The following is a 19,103-nucleotide window of genomic DNA, read 5'->3' as shown; positions in this document are numbered from 1 at the left end:
ATGAACCAGGCTGTCGCGCGTTTCGTCCGGCCATTGCCGTCGCGGGAGATCTGGACCTTCGCGGGTCTCGTCGTGCTCGCATGCTTCGTGTGGCTCGCGGGCCCGCTGTTCGCGTTCGCCGAAGTCCGGCCGCTCGAAAGCGGCTGGGCGCGCGGGCTGACGATCGCGGTGCTGTTCATCGTGTGGGGCGCGCGTGTCGCGTGGCGCAGCTGGCGCGCCGGCCGGCTCAATGCGCAGTTGCTGAACCAGCTGCGCGAAGCGGCGCCCGGGCCCGCCACCGCCGACGATCCGGCAAAAGCGCAGCTCGACGAGTTGCGCAGCCGCTTCGATGAAGCCGCAACGCTGCTGAAGAAGGTTCGCTTCGGGCAGGCCGACACCGTGCGCAAGGGCCTGCCGCGCTGGTTCGACCGGATGTCGCGCCAGTATCTGTATCAGTTGCCGTGGTACGTATTTATCGGCGCGCCGGGCTCGGGCAAGACCACCGCGCTCGTGAATTCCGGGCTCAGCTTTCCGCTCGCCGAGCAGTTCGGCCGCGCGGCGATTCGCGGTGTGGGCGGCACGCGGCATTGCGACTGGTGGTTCACGAACGACGCGGTACTGATCGACACGGCCGGCCGCTATACGACGCACGAGGGCAACCGTGCACTCGATGAAGCCGAGTGGAAAGGCTTCGTCGACCTGCTGAAGAGATACCGTACGCGCCAGCCGCTGAACGGCGCGATGCTGACGATCAGCGTCGCCGACCTGCTCGGCGCGTCGGAGACCGAACGCACACAGCACGCGATGGTGCTGCGCAAGCGGCTGCTCGAACTGCGCGCGCAGCTCGGCATCCGCTTTCCCGTGTACCTGCTCGTGACGAAGGCCGACCTGCTCGCGGGCTTCGCCGAGTATTTCAGCAGCTACGGCCGCACGGAATGCGCGCAGGTGTGGGGTTTCACGTTCCCGCTCGCGCAAAGCGAGGCGCCGGGTTTCGACCTGCGCGCGGCGTTCGACCGCGAATACCGGTTGCTGCACCAGCGGCTGAACGACGGGCTGCCCGAACTGCTCGCCGCGCAGACCGACGCGCGCCAGCGCGAGATGACGTACTTGTTGCCGCAGCAGATCGCCGACCTGCAGGACATGCTCGGCCAGTTCGTCGCCGAGGTGTTTTCCGTATCGAGTTACGAGCCGATGCCGATGCTGCGCGGCGTCTACCTGACGAGCGGTACGCAGGAGGGCACCGCGTTCGATCGCGTGATGAGCGGCATCAAGCGCTTCCTGAAGATCGAGGGCGTGCCGCCGGTCGCGCAGGTCGGCTCGACCGGCCGCAGCTTCTTCCTGAAGTCGCTGCTGCAGGAACACATCTTCCGCGAGGCCGCGCTCGCCGGCAGCGACCTGCGCTGGCATCAGAAGCGGCGCGTGCTGCAGATCGCCGGCTACGTGCTGCTCGCGCTGGCATGCGTGGCCGTGCTGGCCGCGTGGCTGCGCAGCTATTCGAACAATCGCGCATATCTCGACCAGATCGCCGCGCGCGTGCCGGCCGTCGATGCGCAGATCGCCGGGGCGAAATTCTCCGACGCGGCCGACGTCGCCCGCCTGCTGCCCGTGCTCGACGCACTCGGCGGCCTCGCGAATACCGGCGGCGTCGACCTGCAGCATCCGCCGCTCGCGTACCGGTGGGGGCTGTTCCAGGGAGAGAAGATCGACGAAGCCGTCGACGCCGTGTACCGGCGCGCACTCGAAGACGTGCTGCTGCCGATCGCCGCGAGCCGGATGGAGGCCGCGCTGCGCGACGCGCGGCCCGACGAGACCGAATTCGCGTATGCGGCGCTGAAGGCGTACCTGATGCTGTACGACAGCGCGCACTACGATCCGGCCTTCGTGCAGGCCGTCGTCGATCTCGAAATGGAACGCGCGCTGCCGCCCGATTTCTCGCCGGCCGAACGCACCGCGCTGCGCGCGCATCTCGCCGCGCTGTTCGGCAATCGCGTCGCGGTGTCACCGTATCCGATGAACGAGCGGCTCGTGGCCGACGTGCGCGACCGGCTGCGGCAGGTGCCGTTCTCGCAGCGGCTGTACCGGCAGCTCACGCTCACGCTGCGGCCGGCCACTTCCGCGTTCGACTTCAGCGTCGCGCGGGCAGTCGGCCCCGACGCGTCGCTGGTGTTCCGCCGCCAGGGCGGCAAGCCGCTGTCGGAAGGCGTGCCGGGCCTCTATACGCGCAACGGCTATCGCAACGTGTTCGCGCCGCGCCTGGCCAGCGAGGTCGACGCGTACGGGCGCGAGGAAGTGTGGGTGCTGAACCTCGGGCTCTCCGAGATTCCCGGGCCGAACGACGCGGCCGCGTGGGCGCGCGATATCCGCCAGCTGTACCTGAACGACTACCTGAAGATCTGGGATGACTATCTCGCAGACATCAAGCTGCAGCGCACCGCGACGCTCGCGCAGAGCATCCAGGTGGCGCGCGCGCTGTCGTCCGCCGATTCGCCGCTCACGCGGCTGATGGTCGCGCTCGCCCGCGACACGGCGCTCGGCGATGCGCCGGGCGGGGCGCGCAATCTCGCCGGGCGCGCGCAGGACAAGGTCGACGAGGCGCGCAGCTCGCTGTCGCAGATCTTCGCGAGCCAGGGCAGCGATGCGAACGCGTCCGCGGCGGCGCCCGCGAGCCCCGAGCAGATCGTCGACAGCCACTTCGCCGGGCTGCGCACGTTCGCGCCGGGCAGCGGCGACCAGGCCCAGGCGTTCAATGAGGTGCTGAAGTCGATCGATGCGCTGTACACGTACCTGACGGCCACCGACGACGCGCTGCGGAGCGGCGCACAGCCGCCGCCGTCCGACGCGCCTGCCAAGCTGCGCGCCCAGGCCGGCCGTCTGCCGACGCCGTTCCGCGAAGTGCTCGACGACCTGTCGAACGTCGCGAACGGCAGCGTGGCGACCGTCGAACAGCGCAGCGTCGCGACGCGGGCCGGCGCGAATGTGGGCGACTTCTGCCGGCAGGCGATCGCGGGGCGTTATCCGTTCGCACGCGGCTCGTCGCGTGACGTCGCGCCGGCGGATTTCGCGCAGATGTTCGCGCCCGGCGGCCTGATGGACGACTTCTTCCAGAAGAACCTGCAGTCGATCGTCGATACGACGTCGCACCCGTGGCGCTTCGCGAACCGCAATGCCGATGCCGATCCGTCGGCGGCCGCGATGCTCGCGTCGTTCGAGAAGGCCGCGGTGATCCGCGACGTCTATTTCGGCGGCGGTGCCCGCACCGCGCAGTTGAAGGTGCAGGTCCAGCCGCTCGACATGGACCCGTCGATCACGGAGATGGTGCTCGACGTCGACGGGCAGATCGTCCGCTACGCGCATGGCCCGCTCGTGCAGAGCGCGGTGGACTGGCCGGGCCCGCGCGGCAGCAACCAGGTGCGGCTGCAGGTGTCGGGGCAGGCCGGCACGACCGACGGCTTCACGACCGACGGGCCGTGGGCGCTGCACCGGCTGTTCGACCGCGCGGGCGTATCGGCCGGGCGCGGCTCCGACCAGATGATTGCGCGCTTCACGGTCGACGGCAAACCGATCGTGCTGCAAGTGAATGCGGGCAGTGTCCGCAACCCGTTCAGGCTGCCCCAGATGGAGTCCTTTACATGCCCTCCGAAGCCATGAGCCCGACACCGCCGTTCACGCGTACCGACGGCGATGCGCCGGCCTGGTACGGGAAGATTCCCGGCGCCGGCGACTTCGTGAACAGCCGGCTGCCGCATGCGCTCGCGCTGTGGTGGGAGCGCTGGCTCCAGCAGGGAATGGCCGCGATGCGCCAGCGCGGCGCGGACGAGATCGAGCGCCATTACACGGTCGCGCCGGTCTGGAATTTCCTGATCCCGGCAGGCGCCGGCGCGTCGTGCGTGCAGCCGGGCTGCCTCGCGCCGAGCTGCGACCGCGTGGGGCGCTACTACCCGGTGATCGTCACGCTGCCGATGCGCGCGGCCGATTACTGGAGCGGGCTGCCGGACGCCGCCGACACGTTCTACTGGGAGGTCGGCCAGGCGCTGCTCGACGCGATCCGCCATGCGCGCGCGCCGGGCGATCTCGAGCGGACCCTCGAACGCGTGCGGCTCGCGCCGGGTCACGACAACCACGCGGACCTCGCCGACGGCACGCCGACGCCGCTGCCGGAGCGGCCGGCACCGGCCGCGTGGCCGGGGCTGTCCGGTTACTTCGACCCGCATGGCGGCACCAGCTTCTGGTGGACCAACCGCGCGGACGGATCGCCGCTGCGCACCCACGCGCACACGGGCTCGCCCGACAACGCGCTGTTCCTGACGCTGTTCGGCGGCGGCTAGCGGCCTGGCTGAAGGACGGCGGGCCGCCGGGCGCGGCGGGCGGAAAGGACGCGGTTTCGAGAGGTGGTGGAGATGAAGGACGCTGGATCGAGAGACAACGAGCACGACACGGCGACACGCGGCGACGCATCCGAATTCACGGTGCGGCCGCTGCCGCTCGGCCATCGCCTGGGCGAACTGCAGCTCGACGAGGTGCTGGGCATCGGCGGCTTCGGGATCGTCTATCGCGCGTTCGACCGCACGTTGCGGCGCGCGGTCGCGATCAAGGAGTACATGCCGTCGATGCTGGCCACGCGCGGCGGCGACTATACGGTGTCGCTGCGCTCCGAGCGGTTCGCGCAGGCCTTCGACGCAGGGCGCGGCGCGTTCCTCAACGAGGCGCGCCTGCTCGCGCAATTCGACCATCCGGGGCTCGTCAAGGTCCTGCACTTCTGGGAAAGCCACGGCACTGCGTACATGGTGATGCCGTTCTACGAAGGGCGCACGCTCAAGCAGCTGCTCGACGGCGGGATGCGGATCAGCGAGACGCAGTTGCGCCACATCGTCGGCGCGCTGCTCGGCGCGCTCGACACGCTGCATCGCGCGCAATGCTTCCATCGCGACGTCGCGCTCGACAACGTGCTGATCCGCCCGAACGGCAGCGCGATCCTGCTCGACTTCGGTGCGGCGCGCAAACGGATCGGCGATCTGGTCGACGACGGCGCGATGATGATCAAGCCCGGTTACGCGCCGATCGAGCAGTACACCGACGATCCCGCGTTCAGCCAGGGGCCCTGGACGGATCTCTATGCGCTCGGCGCGGTGATGCACGCGATGATCACCGGCGAGTTGCCGCCCGCGGCCGTCGTGCGCAGCATCAAGGACACCTACCGGCCACTCGCGTCGCGTGAGCTGCCGGCCGGCGAGGTGTACAGCCCGGCCTTTCTCGCGGCCGTCGACCATGCGCTGCAGTTGCGGATTCCGGACCGACCCGAATCGGTCGCGGCATTCGCGGCGGAGCTCGGGTTGCGGGATTTCGACCGGACGGGTGGCGGGTATGGCGCGGCCGCCGTGCCGCGCGTGAGCGATGCGGGCAGGGGCGGGGAAAGGAAAGGGGAGGCTTCTGCCGGGGCTGGGGCTGGGGCCGGGGCTGGGGCTGGGGCCGGGGCTGGGGCCGGGGCCGGGGCTGGGGCTGGGGCCGCGTCGGCTGTCGCCGCGACTTCGACCGGCGCGGGCGGGGCTGCTTCGGGCAGCGCTGTGCCGGGTGGTCGGCCGCCGATTCAGGCAGGTGCGAGCCATGTGTCGACGCCCACGGACACGGCATCCGCATCGTCTGGTGTGTCCGGCACCAAGCTTGAAGCCGATGAGGCGTCTTCAACGTTCAACGCGGCCACGCAAGGCGCCGCCATGGCGGCTGCGGGGACGCTCGCAGCGTCTGCATCACATGGGCCCCAGCCGACTGCGAAACCGGTTGAATCCGATGCACCGAATGGAAACGTCGAACGCGCGACAGAAACGGCCGCTGCACGAACTGACTCCCACGACGAAGCCGGTATGCGATCCGCAAGTACCGACACGGACATCGGTGCGCGTGGTGCAGCAGATTCCGGCAATGCGAACGCGTCCGCGGCTGCTGGTGCTGGTGCTGGTGCTGGTGCTGGTGCTGGTGCTGGTGCTGGTGCCAGCGCTGCCAGTACGACCGCGCCGTATCCCGCCGCATCGTCATCAGGTGGTGCGTCCGTGCCGACCGGCGCCCAACGCGGCCAGGCACCCGCCGGATCGCGCAAGCGCCGGCTGCCTGTCTACGCTGGTAGCGCGGCCGTCGTGCTGATCGCCGTCGGCCTCGCCGCGACCTACCTGTCGCGTCCCGCCCGCGTGCCCGACGAACCCGCGCCCGTCGCGAGCACGCCGCAGGCCGGCACGACGCCGCCCGCGAACACGCCGGCTGCCGCGCTGGCCCAGCAGGGGCCGACACCGACCGTCGTGCCGCCGTCCAGCCTGCCGGCCGGATCGTCCGCGCAGGTGCCGCCGCCCGTCGCCGCCGAGCCTGCCAGCGCGCCCGACGTCGGGGCCGCCGCGCCCGCACCGCAGGTTGAGACCACCGTGACGAACACGGCCCCGCCGCCGGCCGGCTCCCGTTCCGCCATCGCGCCCGCCGGCAGCCTCGACGCGTCGGAGCGCGTCGTCAACGTACCGCCGTCGGAAGCCGCCGCAGCGCCGCTTTCGACACCATCCCCGGCGCCGAAGCCGCCGGAAAGCCAGACGGCCATCGCCGCCGTGAACGTGCTGCCTGCCGAGCAACAGCCGCGTCCGCCGAAGGCGCAGGAAACCGTGCAGGTGCGTTTCAACGTGCGGCCATGGGGCGACGTCTACGTGAACGGCGCGCGGCGCGGCGCGAGCCCGCCGCTGCGTTCGGTATCGCTGACACCAGGCGTCTACGTGATCGAAATCCGCAACGGCACGCTGCCGCCGTTGCACCGCACCGTGGCGATCGACTTCGGCAGCAAACCGGTCAACATCGACTATGCATTCGAATGACGTCAGCCAGGCGGCGCTGGCCGCCGCCGCATTGTCCGCGGTGCCCCCCGGCATGCCGGCGACACCGCGCGCCGGCCTGATCGGCCAGCTACTCGCGGATGTCGCGCCCGATGCGCCGTGCGGCGCGAACCTCGAATACGACGCCGAGTTCCTGCAGTTGCAGGAGCGTGCGACGCCGCGCGCCGAGCAGCAATACGGCGACACCGTGATCCCGGCCGAAGCGCCCGACTGGCGTGCGGTCGAGCGGCTCGCGCTTGCGCTGTCCGCGCGCACGAAGGACCTGCGTGTGATCGCCTGTCTCGCGCGAAGCTGGACCGAGCAGCACGGCATTCCGGGCTATGCGGATGCGCTCGCGCTCGTCGCGAACCTGCTCGAGCGCCGCTGGGAAGCCCTGCATCCGCGGCTCGACGCGGACGGCGAAGCGGACCCGACGCCACGGATGAACGCGCTCGCCGACGTGGCCGGCGCGCACGACTGCGCGCGCGCGGCGCGCCGCCAGCCGCTGTTCGAAGGCGGGCCGAGCGTGCGCGACGCCGAACGGCTGCTCGACGGCCGCGACGACACCGGCAATCCCGTGGCCGGAAACCGCGAAAGCCTGCTGGTCGCGCTGTCGGCCGCAAGCAGTGACGGCACGACGCCGCTCGACGCGGCGCGCGCGGCACTGCACGCGCTGAATGCGATCCGCGTGTGCGTGACGGACCAGTTGGGCCGCGAATGGGCACCCGACGAAGGCGATGCGGAGAAGGCGCTGCAGCGGATCGTGCGCGAAGTACCGCTGCCCGAGCCGCAACCGTTCTCCCCCGCCATGCAGCAGGCCGTTCCCGGCGACGCATCGCAGGCCGGCCCCGCACCGATCGCGCCGGCGGCGATGCCGAACGCGCACGCATGGCGCGATGCCGAGCTCACGAGCCGCGACGACGTGCGCATCGGTCTCGACAAGATGTGCCGCTATTTCGAGCAGCACGAGCCGAGCCATCCAGCGCCGCTGCTGCTGCGGCGCGCCCAGCGGCTGCTCGCGCTCGACTTCTACGAAATCATCCGCGATCTCGCGCCGGAGAGCCTGGCGAAGCTGGACCTGCTGAGCGGAGAGCGGAGCGAATGAACCAAACGGAACCAACGAAAGGCGCCGCCATGCAGGCGGCGACGGACTGCGCAACCTGATCGATGTGAAGGAGTGGACGATGACGGACAGAACCAAGGCGGCGGGCAGCGGACAGAAGTTCATCGCGCGCAATCGGGCGCCGCGCGTGCAGATCGAGTACGACGTCGAGACCTACGGCGCCGAACGCAAGGTGCAGTTGCCGTTCGTGATGGGCGTGATTTCGGACCTGGCGGGCAAGCGTGCCGAGCCGCTGCCGGACCTGCCGGAGCGCAAGTTTCTCGAGATCGATGTCGACAACTTCGACGAGCGGATGAAATCGGTCGCGCCGCGCGTCGCGTTCCAGGTGCCGAACACGCTGACGGGCGAAGGGATGCTCAACGTCGACATGACGTTCGAGCAGATCGACGATTTCTCGCCGGCCGCGATCGCGCGCAACGTCGACGCGCTGCGCCGGCTGCTGGAGGCGCGCACCGAGCTGTCGAACCTGCTGTCGTACATGGACGGCAAACACGGCGCCGAGCAGTTGATCGAGCGCGCGATCAACGATCCCGACCTGCTGAAGACGCTCGTGCGCGAACCGCACGCGCAACGGCAGGGCGGCGTCGCGACCGAACCGGAGACCCGCGATGAATGAGCCCGCCCAATCCCGCACCGACGCGCGCGAGGCCGCGCAGCCCGAGATCGCGCACGACGCGTTCGCCGCGCTGCTGCAGAAGGAGTTCAAGCCGAAGACCGCCGAGGCGCGCGAGTCGGTCGAGCGCGCGGTGCGCACGCTCGCGCAGCAGGCGCTCGAACACTCGACCGGCATGACGACCGATGCGTACGGCAGCGTCAAGCAGATCATCGCGGAGATCGACCGCAAGCTGTCCGAGCAGATCAACCAGATCCTGCATCACAACGAGTTCCAGACGCTCGAAGGCGCGTGGCGCGGGCTGCATTACCTCGTCACGCACACCGAGACCGACGAGCTGCTGAAGATCAAGGCACTGCCGGCGTCGCGCAACGAGGTCGCGCGGATGCTGAAACGCTACAAGGGCGTCGCGTGGGACCAGAGCCCGCTGTTCCGCAAGATCTACGAAGAGGAATACGGGCAGTTCGGCGGCGAGCCGTTCGGCTGCCTCGTCGGCGATTTCCATTTCAACCACAGCCCGCCCGATGTCGAGATGCTCGGCGAGTTGTCGAAGATTGCGGCGGCCGCGCATGCACCGTTCATCGCCGGCGCGTCGCCGGAGCTGATGCAGATGGATTCGTGGCAGGAACTGTCGAACCCGCGCGACCTGACGAAGATCTTCCAGAACACCGAATATGCGGCGTGGCGCAGCCTGCGGCAGTCGGAGGATTCGCGCTACATCGGGCTCGCGATGCCGCGCTTTCTCGCGCGGCTGCCGTACGGCGCGCGCACCAATCCGGTTGACGAATTCGACTTCGAGGAAGACACCGACGCGGCGAACCACGACCGCTACACGTGGGCGAACTCGGCGTACGCGATGGCCGCGAACATCAACCGCTCGTTCAAGCAGTACGGCTGGTGCTCGTCGATCCGCGGCGTCGAATCGGGCGGGGCGGTCGAAGGGCTGCCGAGCCACACGTTCCCGACCGACGACGGCGGCGTCGACCAGAAATGCCCGACCGAGATCGCGATCAGCGACCGCCGCGAGGCCGAGCTCGCGAAAAATGGCTTCATGCCGTTCGTACACCGGAAGAACTCGGATTTCGCGGCGTTCATCGGCGCGCAGTCGCTGTACCAGCCGGCCGAGTACCACGATCCCGACGCGACCGCGAACGCACGCCTGTCCGGCCGCCTGCCGTACCTGTTCGCGTGCTGCCGCTTCGCGCATTACCTGAAGTGCATCGTGCGCGACAAGATCGGCTCGTTCCGCGAACGCGACGACATGGAGCGCTGGCTGAACGACTGGATCATGAACTACGTCGACGGCGACCCCATCAACTCGTCGCAGGAAACCAAGGCGCGCAAACCGCTCGCAGCCGCGCAGGTGGTCGTCGACGCGGTCGAGGACAACCCCGGCTACTACACGTCGAAATTCTTCCTGCGCCCGCACTACCAGCTCGAAGGGCTCACCGTGTCGCTGCGGCTCATTTCGCGGCTGCCGACCGCGAAGGCGGCCAACGAGTGAGCGGCGGAGCACACGACGATCGGCATTCAACGCGGCATTCATCCTGACATCGCACTGAAACGGAGACGGCAATGGGCGTGGCAATGTTTATGAAGGTGGACGGCGTGACCGGCGAATCGGCGGACGCGCAGCACAAGGGCTGGACCGACATCCAGTCGTTCACGTGGGGCGCGAGCCAGCCGGGCGCGATGGCGAGCGGCAGCGGCGGCAACGCGGGCAAGGCGAGCTTCAACGACCTTGTCGTCGCCGCGTACATGGACAAGGGCGCGCCCGCGATCATCAAGAACTGCGCGAACGGCAAGCATCTTTCGTCGGTCGAGATCTCCGCGTGCAAGACGGGCGGCACGCAGGTCGAGTTCATGCGCGTGACGCTGCAGGAGGTACTCGTCACGTCCGCGCAGGTCGCGGGCATCGATCCGGGCGACGTCGCCGACCGGCTGATGATGCACTACGGCTTCCAGGCCGCGAAGGTGAAGAAGCAGTACTGGCAGCAGAACGACAACGGCGGCAAGGGCGCGGAGGTGACCGTCGGCTGGAACATCAAGGAAAACACCGAGATGTGACCGCGCGGAGATGACCATGGACGACCCGCGAACCCGCGACGGCCGGGAGGGCAGCCTGCGCGACCGGCTCCAGCCCGCGCTGCTCGATCGGCTCACCGACGACACGCCGCAGCGAGCGAGCGAAGCGCCCGGTGCGCAGTGGATCGGCACCGAACGCCTGCGCGCGGCCGTGCTGCGCGATCTTGCGTGGCTGCTCAATACACGCAACGCCGAGGACGGCTTCGTCGACTGGTCGGCGTTCGCGCACGCGCAGGCGTCGGTGCTCAACTACGGGATGCGGCCGCTCGTCGGCAAGCCGATGTCGGGCGTCGAGCGGATGTCGGTCGAGGCATCGATCCGCGACGCGATCGTCCGCTTCGAGCCGCGCATCGCGCCCGACAGCGTCGATGTCCGCAGCGTCATCGATGCGCCCGGCGGCCGCGCCGGCGAACGGCGCCACAACGTGTTGCTGTTCGAGATCCGCGGCACGCTGTGGTCGATCCCGCATCCGCTCGAATTCGTGCTGCGCTCCGACCTCGATCTCGAGACGGGCGCGATGTCGCTGCAATCCGTGGCGGGGGCCTGACGCGATGGATACACGCCTGCTCGACTACTACAACCGCGAACTCACGTACCTGCGCGAGCTCGGCGGTGAATTCGCACAGCAGTTCCCGAAAGTGGCCGCGCGGCTGCGGCTCAACGAATCGGGGCCGCCCGACCCGTACGTCGAGCGGCTGCTCGAAGGTTTCAGCTTTCTCACCGCACGCGTGCAGCTCAAGATGGACGCCGAGTTTCCGCGCTTCACGCAGGCTCTGCTCGATGCCGTGTATCCCGGCTATATCGCGCCGCTGCCGTCGATGGCGATCGTGCGGTTCGCGCCGATGCTGAACGAAGGCAGCCTCGCGCAAGGCTGGCGGCTGCCGGCGGGCACGGCGCTGCGCGCGCGTCCGGCGGCGTCCGAGCAAACCGCGTGCGAATTCCGCACCGCACACGACCTGACGCTGTGGCCGCTCGAACTGACCGATGCGACCGTCACCGGTGCGCCGTCGTGGCTGCCGCGTGGCGCCTTCGCCGCGCGACAGGACGTGCGCGGCGCGCTGCGCATCCGGCTGAAGGCGCGCGGCGGCGCCAAACTCTCCCAGTTGCCGCTCGAGCGCCTGACCTTCCATCTCGCGGGCCCCGAGCGCGACGCGCTGCATCTGCTCGAACTGATCGCCGCGCACGCGCTCGGCGTCGTGTGCCACGATCCGGCGCAGCCGCCGCGCTGGCTGCATACGCTCGATGCCGACGCGATCGTCCACGAGGGATTCGACCCGGCGCAGGCGATCCTGCCCGACGACGGCCGCAGCTTCCACGGCTACCGGCTGCTGCGCGAGTATTTCGCGTTTCCTGCGCGCTTCCTGTTCTTCAGCATCGGCGGACTGCGTGCCGCGCTCGCACGTGCGACCGGGGACGAGTTCGAATTGACGGTGCTGTTCGACCGCCACGATGCGGCGCTCGAAGCGGCCGTCAGCGCGCGCCACCTCGCGCTGAACTGCACGCCGGCCGTGAACCTGTTCGCGCGCCGAGCCGATCGCATTGCGCTGCAGCCGGGCGCCCGTGAACACCATGTCGTCGTCGATCGTAGCCGGCCGCTCGACTACGAGGTCTATGCGGTGCAGCGGCTCGCGAGCGAGCAGCGCGACGACGGCCAGTCACGCGAATTCCGGCCGTTTCACGCGTCGTTCGCCAGCGACGACGGCAATCATGGCGCGTACTACACGGTGCGGCGCGAGCCGAGGCTCGTCTCCGCCCAGGCGCGCGCGAACGGCACGCGCACCGGCTACGTCGGCAGCGAGACCTACGTGTCGCTCGTCGACAGCCAATGTGCACCGTACGACGAGACGATGCGCTACCTGGCCGCCGACACGCTGTGCACGAACCGCGATCTCGTGCTGCTGCAGCCGCCCGGCGACGCGAACACGTTCACGCTGCGCGTGTCGGCCCCGGTCGACAGCATCGTCGCGATTCGCGGGCCGTCGCGGCCGCGCCCGCCGATCGCCGACGCGCAAACCGCGTGGCGGCTGATCCGCCATCTTGGGCTGGCCCGCCACACGCTGACCGATCTCGACGACGACGAGGGCGCGCATGCGCTGCGCGAACTGCTCGGCCTGCATGCCGACCCGGCCGATGCCGCGATGCGCCGGCAGATCGACGGCGTGCTGCGCGTGGCGTTCTCGCCGGTGTTCCGCCGGCTGCCGGCGTCCGGCCCGCTGATGTTCGGGCGTGGCGTGCAAGTCGACGTAACCGTCGACGACCATGCGTTCTCCGGCGACAGTCCGTTCCTGCTCGGCGCGGTGCTCGAACAGTTCTTCGCGCGCCACGTGTCGATCAACGCGTTTGCCGAATGCGTGCTGACCAGCGCGCAGCGCGGCACGCTCGCACACTGGCCGGCGCGCATCGGCAGGCGGCCCGCGATATGACGCGCGACACGTCTCCGGGCGCAGGGCCGGCCGCCGAAGCCGCACGCCGCGACGCGTGGTGGGCGCGCCTGCGTGCCGCGCCGCACGGTTACGACCTGTTCCAGGCGCTGCGCTGGCTCGATGCGCTGTCGCCCGGCCGCGCGCCGCTCGGCCATGCCACGCGGCCGCGCGACGAGCCGGTGCGGCTCGGGCAGCAACCATCGCTCGCGTTCGCCGCGTCGATGCTGGCCGGCGTGAGCGACGAGGGCAGTGGCATGCCGCCGCGCATCGCGATCCACGGGTTCGGGCTGTTCGGCCCGAACGGGCCACTACCGACACACCTGACCGAATACGCGCACGAACGCGCGGCGCAGTACGACGACCCGACGTTTGCCGCGTTCGCCGACCTGTTTCATCACCGGCTGATCCTGCTGTTCTACCGCGCGTGGGCCGACGCGCAGCCGACGGTGAGCCTCGATCGCCCGGAACGTGCGCGGTTCGACGGTTATGTCGCGAGCCTGATCGGGCGGGCGGCACATGGCGACAAACCGGCCGCGCAGGCCAACGCCGACACCGACACGCTTGCACCGCATGCGCGCTATTTCCATGCGGGCCATCTGGTGCGGCACACGCGCAACCCGGAAGGGCTCGTGCAGATCCTGCGCCGGCATTTCGGTGTCGAGGCCCGCATCGTCGAGCACGTGCCGCAGTGGGTCGCGATCGAACGGTCGCAGCGCTGCACGATCCGCGCGACGCGGCCGACCTTGCGAGTGGGCGCTGTCGCGCTCGGCATCGCGGTGCGCGATGCCCAGTCGCGCTTCCGGATCGTGCTCGGCCCGCTGTCGCTCGACGCGTACCGCCGTTTCCTGCCGGGCGGCCCGCATGCCCGGCAGCTCGCGCAATGGGTGCGCGAATACGTCGGCATCGAGTTCGACTGGGACGTGCAGCTCGAACTGGCGGCCGATGCGGTACCGGCGATCGCGCTCGGCGCGCCGCAGGGCATCGGCCGCACCGCGTGGCTCGGGCAGCGGCTCGAGCCGGGCCCCGCGCGTGACCTTGTCGTCCGCTACGACGTGCGGCGCGCCGGCGCACCCCTTCATCGCGAAACCGCCTAACCGGGAACCGTCATGTCCGATATCGGCCGCGTCAACCTGTTCGGAAAGCTGAATCCGTTCCTCTACGAGACGCTCGAGCAGGCGACCGGCTTCTGCCGGCTGCGCGGCAATCCGTACGTCGAGCTCGCGCACTGGTTCAAGCAGATGCTGCAGCGGCCCGACGGCGACCTGCAGCGCGTGCTGCGCCACTTCGGGATCGACGATGCCGCGATCGACCGCGGGCTCGTTGCCGCGCTCGACAAGCTACCGCGCGGCGCGGGCTCGGTGTCGGATCTGTCCGTGCATATCGACGATGCGGTCGAACGCGCATGGGTCTATTCGACGTTGAAGTACGACGCGACGCGCATTCGCGGCGCGGTGCTGCTACTCGCGATCCTGAAGACGCCGCAATTGCGCAACGTGCTGGTGGCGATCACGCGCGAATTCGAACGCATCGTGCCGGACGTGCTCGCCGACGCGCTCGAATCGATCGTCGAAGGCTCGCCGGAAGCGCCACCGGCCGGGCAGGCTGCGCCGGGCGGCGACACGGCGATGCGCGGCGCGGCAGCCGCCGCCGACGGCTCCGCGCTCGCGCGCTTCGCCGTCGACCTGACTGCCCGCGCGCGGGCCGGCGAGATCGACCCGGTCGTCGGGCGCGACGCCGAGATTCGCCAGATCGTCGACATCCTGCTGCGGCGCCGACAGAACAACCCGCTGCTGGTCGGTGAGGCAGGCGTCGGCAAGACGGCCGTAGCGGAAGGTTTCGCGCTGCGGATCGCCGCCGGCGACGTGCCGCCGTCGCTGCGCGACGTCGCGCTGTACCTGCTCGACATCGGGCTGCTGCAGGCCGGCGCAAGCGTGAAGGGCGAGTTCGAGAGCCGGCTGCGCGGCGTGATCGACGAGGCGATGTCGTCCGAGCGGCCGGCGATCCTGTTCATCGACGAAGTCCACACGCTCGTCGGCGCGGGCGGGGCCGCCGGCACCGGCGACGCCGCGAACCTGCTGAAGCCCGCGCTCGCCCGCGGCCTGCTGCGCACCATCGGCGCAACCACGTGGTCCGAGTACAAGCAGTACATCGAGAAGGATCCGGCGCTGACGCGGCGCTTCCAGCTCGTGCACGTGCATGAACCGGAAGAAGCGGCCGCGCTGACGATGCTGCGCGGCCTGGCCGGGAAGCTCGAGGCTCACCACCGCGTGCTCGTGCTCGACGACGCGTTGCAGGCCGCCGTCACGCTGTCGCACCGTTACATTCCCGCCCGCCAGTTGCCGGACAAGGCGATCAGCCTGCTCGATACGGCCTGCGCACGCGTCGCCGTCAGCCAGCACGCGGTGCCTGCGCCGATCGAAGACGCGCGCCGCCGCATCGACAGCCTGTGCGTCGAGCAGGAGCGGATCGGACGCGAATGCGCGCTCGGCACCGGCGATATCGCGCGACGCGATGCAATCGAGCACGACATTGCCGCCGCCCGAACCGAACTCGACCGTCTCGACACCCGCTGGCAAACCGAACGCGACGCATTGACGGCGATTGTCGATGCCCGCGCGTTGCTGCTCGACGACGATCCCTCGCATGTGCTCGACGCCGATGCACGTACCGCGGCACAGACCCGTCTGTCGGCCGCGCAGCAGGCGCTGGCCGACCTGCAGGGCGATGCGCCGCTCGTGCTCCCCGCCGTCGACACGCACGCCGTGGCTGCCGTCGTCGCCGACTGGACCGGCATTCCGCTCGGCCGGATGGTGCGCGACGAAACGCAGGCCGTGCTGAAGCTCGCCGATACGCTCGGCGAACGCGTCGTCGGCCAGAAGCACGCGGTCGAACTGATCGCCGAGCGCATTCAAACCGCGCGCGCCAGGCTCGACGATCCGAAGAAGCCGCATGGCGTGTTCCTGCTGTGCGGGCCGTCCGGCGTCGGCAAGACCGAGACCGCGCTCGCGCTTGCCGACACGCTCTACGGCGGCGAACACAACGCGATCACGATCAACATGAGCGAGTTCCAGGAGGCGCATACCGTGTCGACGCTGAAGGGCGCGCCGCCCGGCTATGTCGGCTACGGGCAGGGTGGCGTGCTCACCGAGGCTGTGCGCCGGCGCCCGTACAGCGTCGTGCTGCTCGACGAGATCGAGAAGGCGCACCGCGACGTGCACGAGATTTTCTTCCAGGTGTTCGACAAGGGCTGGATGGAGGACGGCGAAGGGCGCGACATCGATTTCCGGCATACGGTGATCCTGCTGACGTCGAATGTCGGCGCCGATCGCGTGATGCAGCTGTGCCGTGACCCCGAGCGCCTGCCTGACGTGCAGACGCTCGCCGATGCACTGCGCGCGCCGCTGCTCGACGTGTTTCCCGCTGCGCTGCTCGGCCGGTTGACCGTCGTGCCGTACTACCCGCTCACCGATGCGACGCTTGCGCGGATCGTCGCATTGCAGCTGCGGCGGATCGAGCAGCGGATCGATGTACATCACGGCATCCGGCTGCATTGCACCGACGCAGCGAGCGCGCTGGTCGTCGAACGCTGCCGGACGATCGAGTCAGGCGGCCGGATGGTCGACGCGATCCTCACGCATACCGTGATGCCGCGCATCGGCCGCGCGATCCTGCAGGCTACGCTCGAAGGCCGCACGCTGTCGTCGATCGAGCTGAGCGCGGCCGGCGGCGAATTCTCATACCGGTTCGACGGGGAGGAAACGACTTGAATCGCGTATTCACACTCGACAGCCCGCACGGCGACGATCTCAAGTTCCATACGCTCGACGGCAGCGACGAACTCGGCCGCCTGTTCGAATTCCGGATCGAGGCGCTCGCCGACAGCCACAGCCTGTCGCTGAAGGACATGCTCGGCAAGCCGGTGACGGTGCGGATCGAACAGCAGGACTTGTCCACGCGCTACCTGAACGGCATCGTTGCGCGCGCGTCCTTGGCCGGCCGGCGCGCCGAGCGGTACTACGGCTACGAGTTGATCGTGCGGCCATGGTTGTGGCTCGCGACGAGACGCTCCGATTGCCGGATCTTCCAGAACAAGACCGTGCCGGAGATCGTGCAGGACGTACTGTCGACGTACGGCTTTCCGATCGAGAACCACCTCGCCGAATCATATGTGCCGCGCGACTACTGCGTGCAATATAACGAGACCGATGCCGCGTTCGTGTCCCGGCTGATGGAGTTCGAGGGGATCTACTTCTGGTTCCGGCATGCCGAGGATACGCATACGCTGATGCTGGGCGACGCAATGTCGTCGCACACCGTGCTGCCCGGCTACGAGACGATTCCGTACATCGCGCGCGACCGCACCGCGATCGCCGACGAGGAGCACATCGACGGCTGGCTGCCCGCGCAGGAAGTGAGCATCGGCCGGCACCAGACCACCGACTACGACTATACGAAGCCGCGCGCCGATCTTTCGTCGCAGAAGGTCGATCCGCGCGGGCACGATCACGACGGTTTCGCGTCGTTCGAGTGGCCCGGTGGCTATCGCGACGATGCGCCCGGTGCGCATTACAGCCGCGTGCGGCTCGAGGAACAGCAGGCTGAACATGAGCGGGCGAGTGCAGATACCGACGTGCGCGGTGTCGCGCCCGGTTACCTGTTCACGCTCGAACATTGCCCGCGCGCCGACCAGAACCGCGAGTACCTGATCGTGCGGTGCCAGTACCGCTTTCAGGAGAACGCGTATGCGAGCGACCCGGGCGCGGAGGCTGTGGTCCATCAGACGATGATGCTCGTGCAACCGTCGAGCCTGCCTTACCGGTCGCCGCGCGATACGCCGCGGCCACGGACCAACGGGCCGCAGACGGCCACTGTGGTCGGGCCGCCGGGGGAGGAAATCTGGACCGACCAGTATGGGCGCATAAAGCTGCAATTCCGCTGGGATCGGTATGGGCAAAGCAACCAGGATTCGTCGTGCTGGGTGCGGGTGTCGAGTCCTTGGGCCGGAGGTGGATTCGGGGGCGTGCAGATTCCGCGGGTGGGCGATGAGGTTGTCGTGGATTTTCTGAACGGCGATCCGGATGAGCCGATCGTCACCGGGCGGGTTTACAACGGCGAAAAGATGCCGCCGTGGGGGCTGCCGGGGAGTGCGACACAGAGCGGATTGTTGTCGCGGTCGTCACCGGGCGGGACGACTGACCATGCCAATGCGTTCCGGTTCGAGGACAAGAAGGGCGCCGAGCAACTCTGGATGCACGCGGAAAGGAATTTCGATGCGGAGACGGAGCTCGATCATTCGCTTTCGGTCGGGAACAACCACATGCATACCGTCGGGAACGACGAGACGATGCAGGTGAAGAACAACCGGCTACGGAGTGTGGGGCAGAACGAGACGGTGAATATCGGGCAGAACCGGGTCGCGCAGATCGGGGCGAACGAGACGCATGGGGTGACGGGGAATCGCAGCGTGTCTGTCGATGGCAACAGTTCGCATACGGTGACGAAGGGGAATCACAACCTGGCGGTGGTTACCGGCACGCATGACGTCTTCGTCGAGGGGAACAGCACGCACGTCGTCGGTACCGGGTCGTATGCGACGAAGGTCAATACGGGAAGCCATTCCGTCGACGTGGCCCAGGTCGCGTCATTGGCGGCAGGGAAATATATCGACTTGGGGGCGGGGGAAAGTGGCGTGTCGATCAACAAGGAGAACGTCGGGGTTTCGGTTATCGGTGAAGGCGGCGATATCGGTGTTGGCGTGACAGGTTATGGTGGTGGCGTAGCCATAGCCGGATACAACAAGGGCGTGGGAATAGTCGGCTATGTCGAAGGTGTCTCGATCTACGGCGAAAACGATCTGAATCTCGCGGGAAAAACCACTGCGAATCTTCAAGCGCCGACGGTGAACATTAATAACGGTCAGAGCAGTTGCATCGTCAATATCGATGCGACAAAGATCGTTCTGGCGACCGGTGGCGGCTCGATCACGCTCGACGGATCAGGTGTGACGATCCAAGGGACGATCGCTCACATCAATTGATTTC

At 68.8% G+C, this 19,103-nt stretch carries 12 protein-coding genes; all 12 read left to right on the top strand.

The features are described from left to right. The 12 genes from tssM (at window position 1) to tssI (ending at window position 19,099) form a co-directional block, all read left to right on the top strand. Window positions 1–3,627, top strand: a complete 3,627-nt coding sequence (gene tssM / locus ACPTTF_RS24780) for a type VI secretion system membrane subunit TssM (protein WP_423368616.1) — start codon at window positions 1–3, stop codon at window positions 3,625–3,627. Then, window positions 3,609–4,304: a type VI secretion system-associated protein TagF gene (gene tagF, locus ACPTTF_RS24775; RefSeq protein ID WP_423368615.1), complete on the top strand. Its 696-nt coding sequence runs from the start codon at window positions 3,609–3,611 to the stop codon at window positions 4,302–4,304. The genes tssM and tagF overlap by 19 nt, the downstream gene beginning before the upstream one ends. Window positions 4,305–4,376: 72 nt before the next feature. Next, on the top strand, window positions 4,377–6,821 hold the full coding sequence (locus tag ACPTTF_RS24770; protein ID WP_423391183.1) for a protein kinase domain-containing protein: 2,445 nt from the start codon (window positions 4,377–4,379) through the stop codon (window positions 6,819–6,821). Between the two features lie 52 nt (window positions 6,822–6,873). Continuing rightward, the gene (tssA, locus tag ACPTTF_RS24765) at window positions 6,874–7,923 is read left to right on the top strand and encodes a type VI secretion system protein TssA (protein WP_423369871.1); all 1,050 of its coding nucleotides are present in this window, start codon (window positions 6,874–6,876) and stop codon (window positions 7,921–7,923) included. A gap of 79 nt (window positions 7,924–8,002) precedes the next feature. Next, window positions 8,003–8,557 carry a type VI secretion system contractile sheath small subunit gene (gene tssB, locus ACPTTF_RS24760; RefSeq protein ID WP_423368613.1) on the top strand — a complete coding sequence of 185 codons (555 nt, stop codon included), beginning with the start codon at window positions 8,003–8,005 and terminating at the stop codon, window positions 8,555–8,557. Beyond that, the gene (tssC, locus tag ACPTTF_RS24755) at window positions 8,550–10,058 is read left to right on the top strand and encodes a type VI secretion system contractile sheath large subunit (protein ID WP_166952548.1); all 1,509 of its coding nucleotides are present in this window, start codon (window positions 8,550–8,552) and stop codon (window positions 10,056–10,058) included. Before tssB ends, tssC begins: the two co-directional genes overlap by 8 nt. 71 nt (window positions 10,059–10,129) lie before the next feature. Further along, the gene (locus ACPTTF_RS24750; protein WP_027791618.1) at window positions 10,130–10,621 is read left to right on the top strand and encodes an Hcp family type VI secretion system effector; all 492 of its coding nucleotides are present in this window, start codon (window positions 10,130–10,132) and stop codon (window positions 10,619–10,621) included. 16 nt (window positions 10,622–10,637) lie between these two features. Beyond that, window positions 10,638–11,186 (top strand): type VI secretion system baseplate subunit TssE, encoded by a 549-nt coding sequence (gene tssE / locus ACPTTF_RS24745; RefSeq protein ID WP_166952545.1) that lies wholly within the window; start codon window positions 10,638–10,640, stop codon window positions 11,184–11,186. Window positions 11,187–11,190: 4 nt separating this feature from the next. Further along, the gene (gene tssF / locus ACPTTF_RS24740) at window positions 11,191–13,062 is read left to right on the top strand and encodes a type VI secretion system baseplate subunit TssF (protein WP_423368612.1); all 1,872 of its coding nucleotides are present in this window, start codon (window positions 11,191–11,193) and stop codon (window positions 13,060–13,062) included. Next, a complete protein-coding gene (gene tssG, locus ACPTTF_RS24735; protein WP_423368611.1) occupies window positions 12,987–14,156 on the top strand; it encodes a type VI secretion system baseplate subunit TssG in 1,170 nt (389 codons plus the stop codon). The genes tssF and tssG overlap by 76 nt, the downstream gene beginning before the upstream one ends. A 12-nt stretch (window positions 14,157–14,168) precedes the next feature. Further along, entirely contained in the window at window positions 14,169–16,829 is a 2,661-nt protein-coding gene (gene tssH, locus ACPTTF_RS24730) for a type VI secretion system ATPase TssH (protein ID WP_423368610.1), read from the top strand. Continuing rightward, window positions 16,826–19,099 (top strand): type VI secretion system tip protein TssI/VgrG, encoded by a 2,274-nt coding sequence (tssI, locus tag ACPTTF_RS24725; RefSeq protein WP_423368609.1) that lies wholly within the window; start codon window positions 16,826–16,828, stop codon window positions 19,097–19,099. Before tssH ends, tssI begins: the two co-directional genes overlap by 4 nt. Window positions 19,100–19,103: the final 4 nt, after the last annotated feature.

This window comes from Burkholderia crassaminum, from assembly GCF_964265005.1.
GTDB lineage: Bacteria > Pseudomonadota > Gammaproteobacteria > Burkholderiales > Burkholderiaceae > Burkholderia.
Note: the sequence above shows the minus strand (reverse complement) of the source record. Positions and strands in the feature narration are given on the sequence as shown.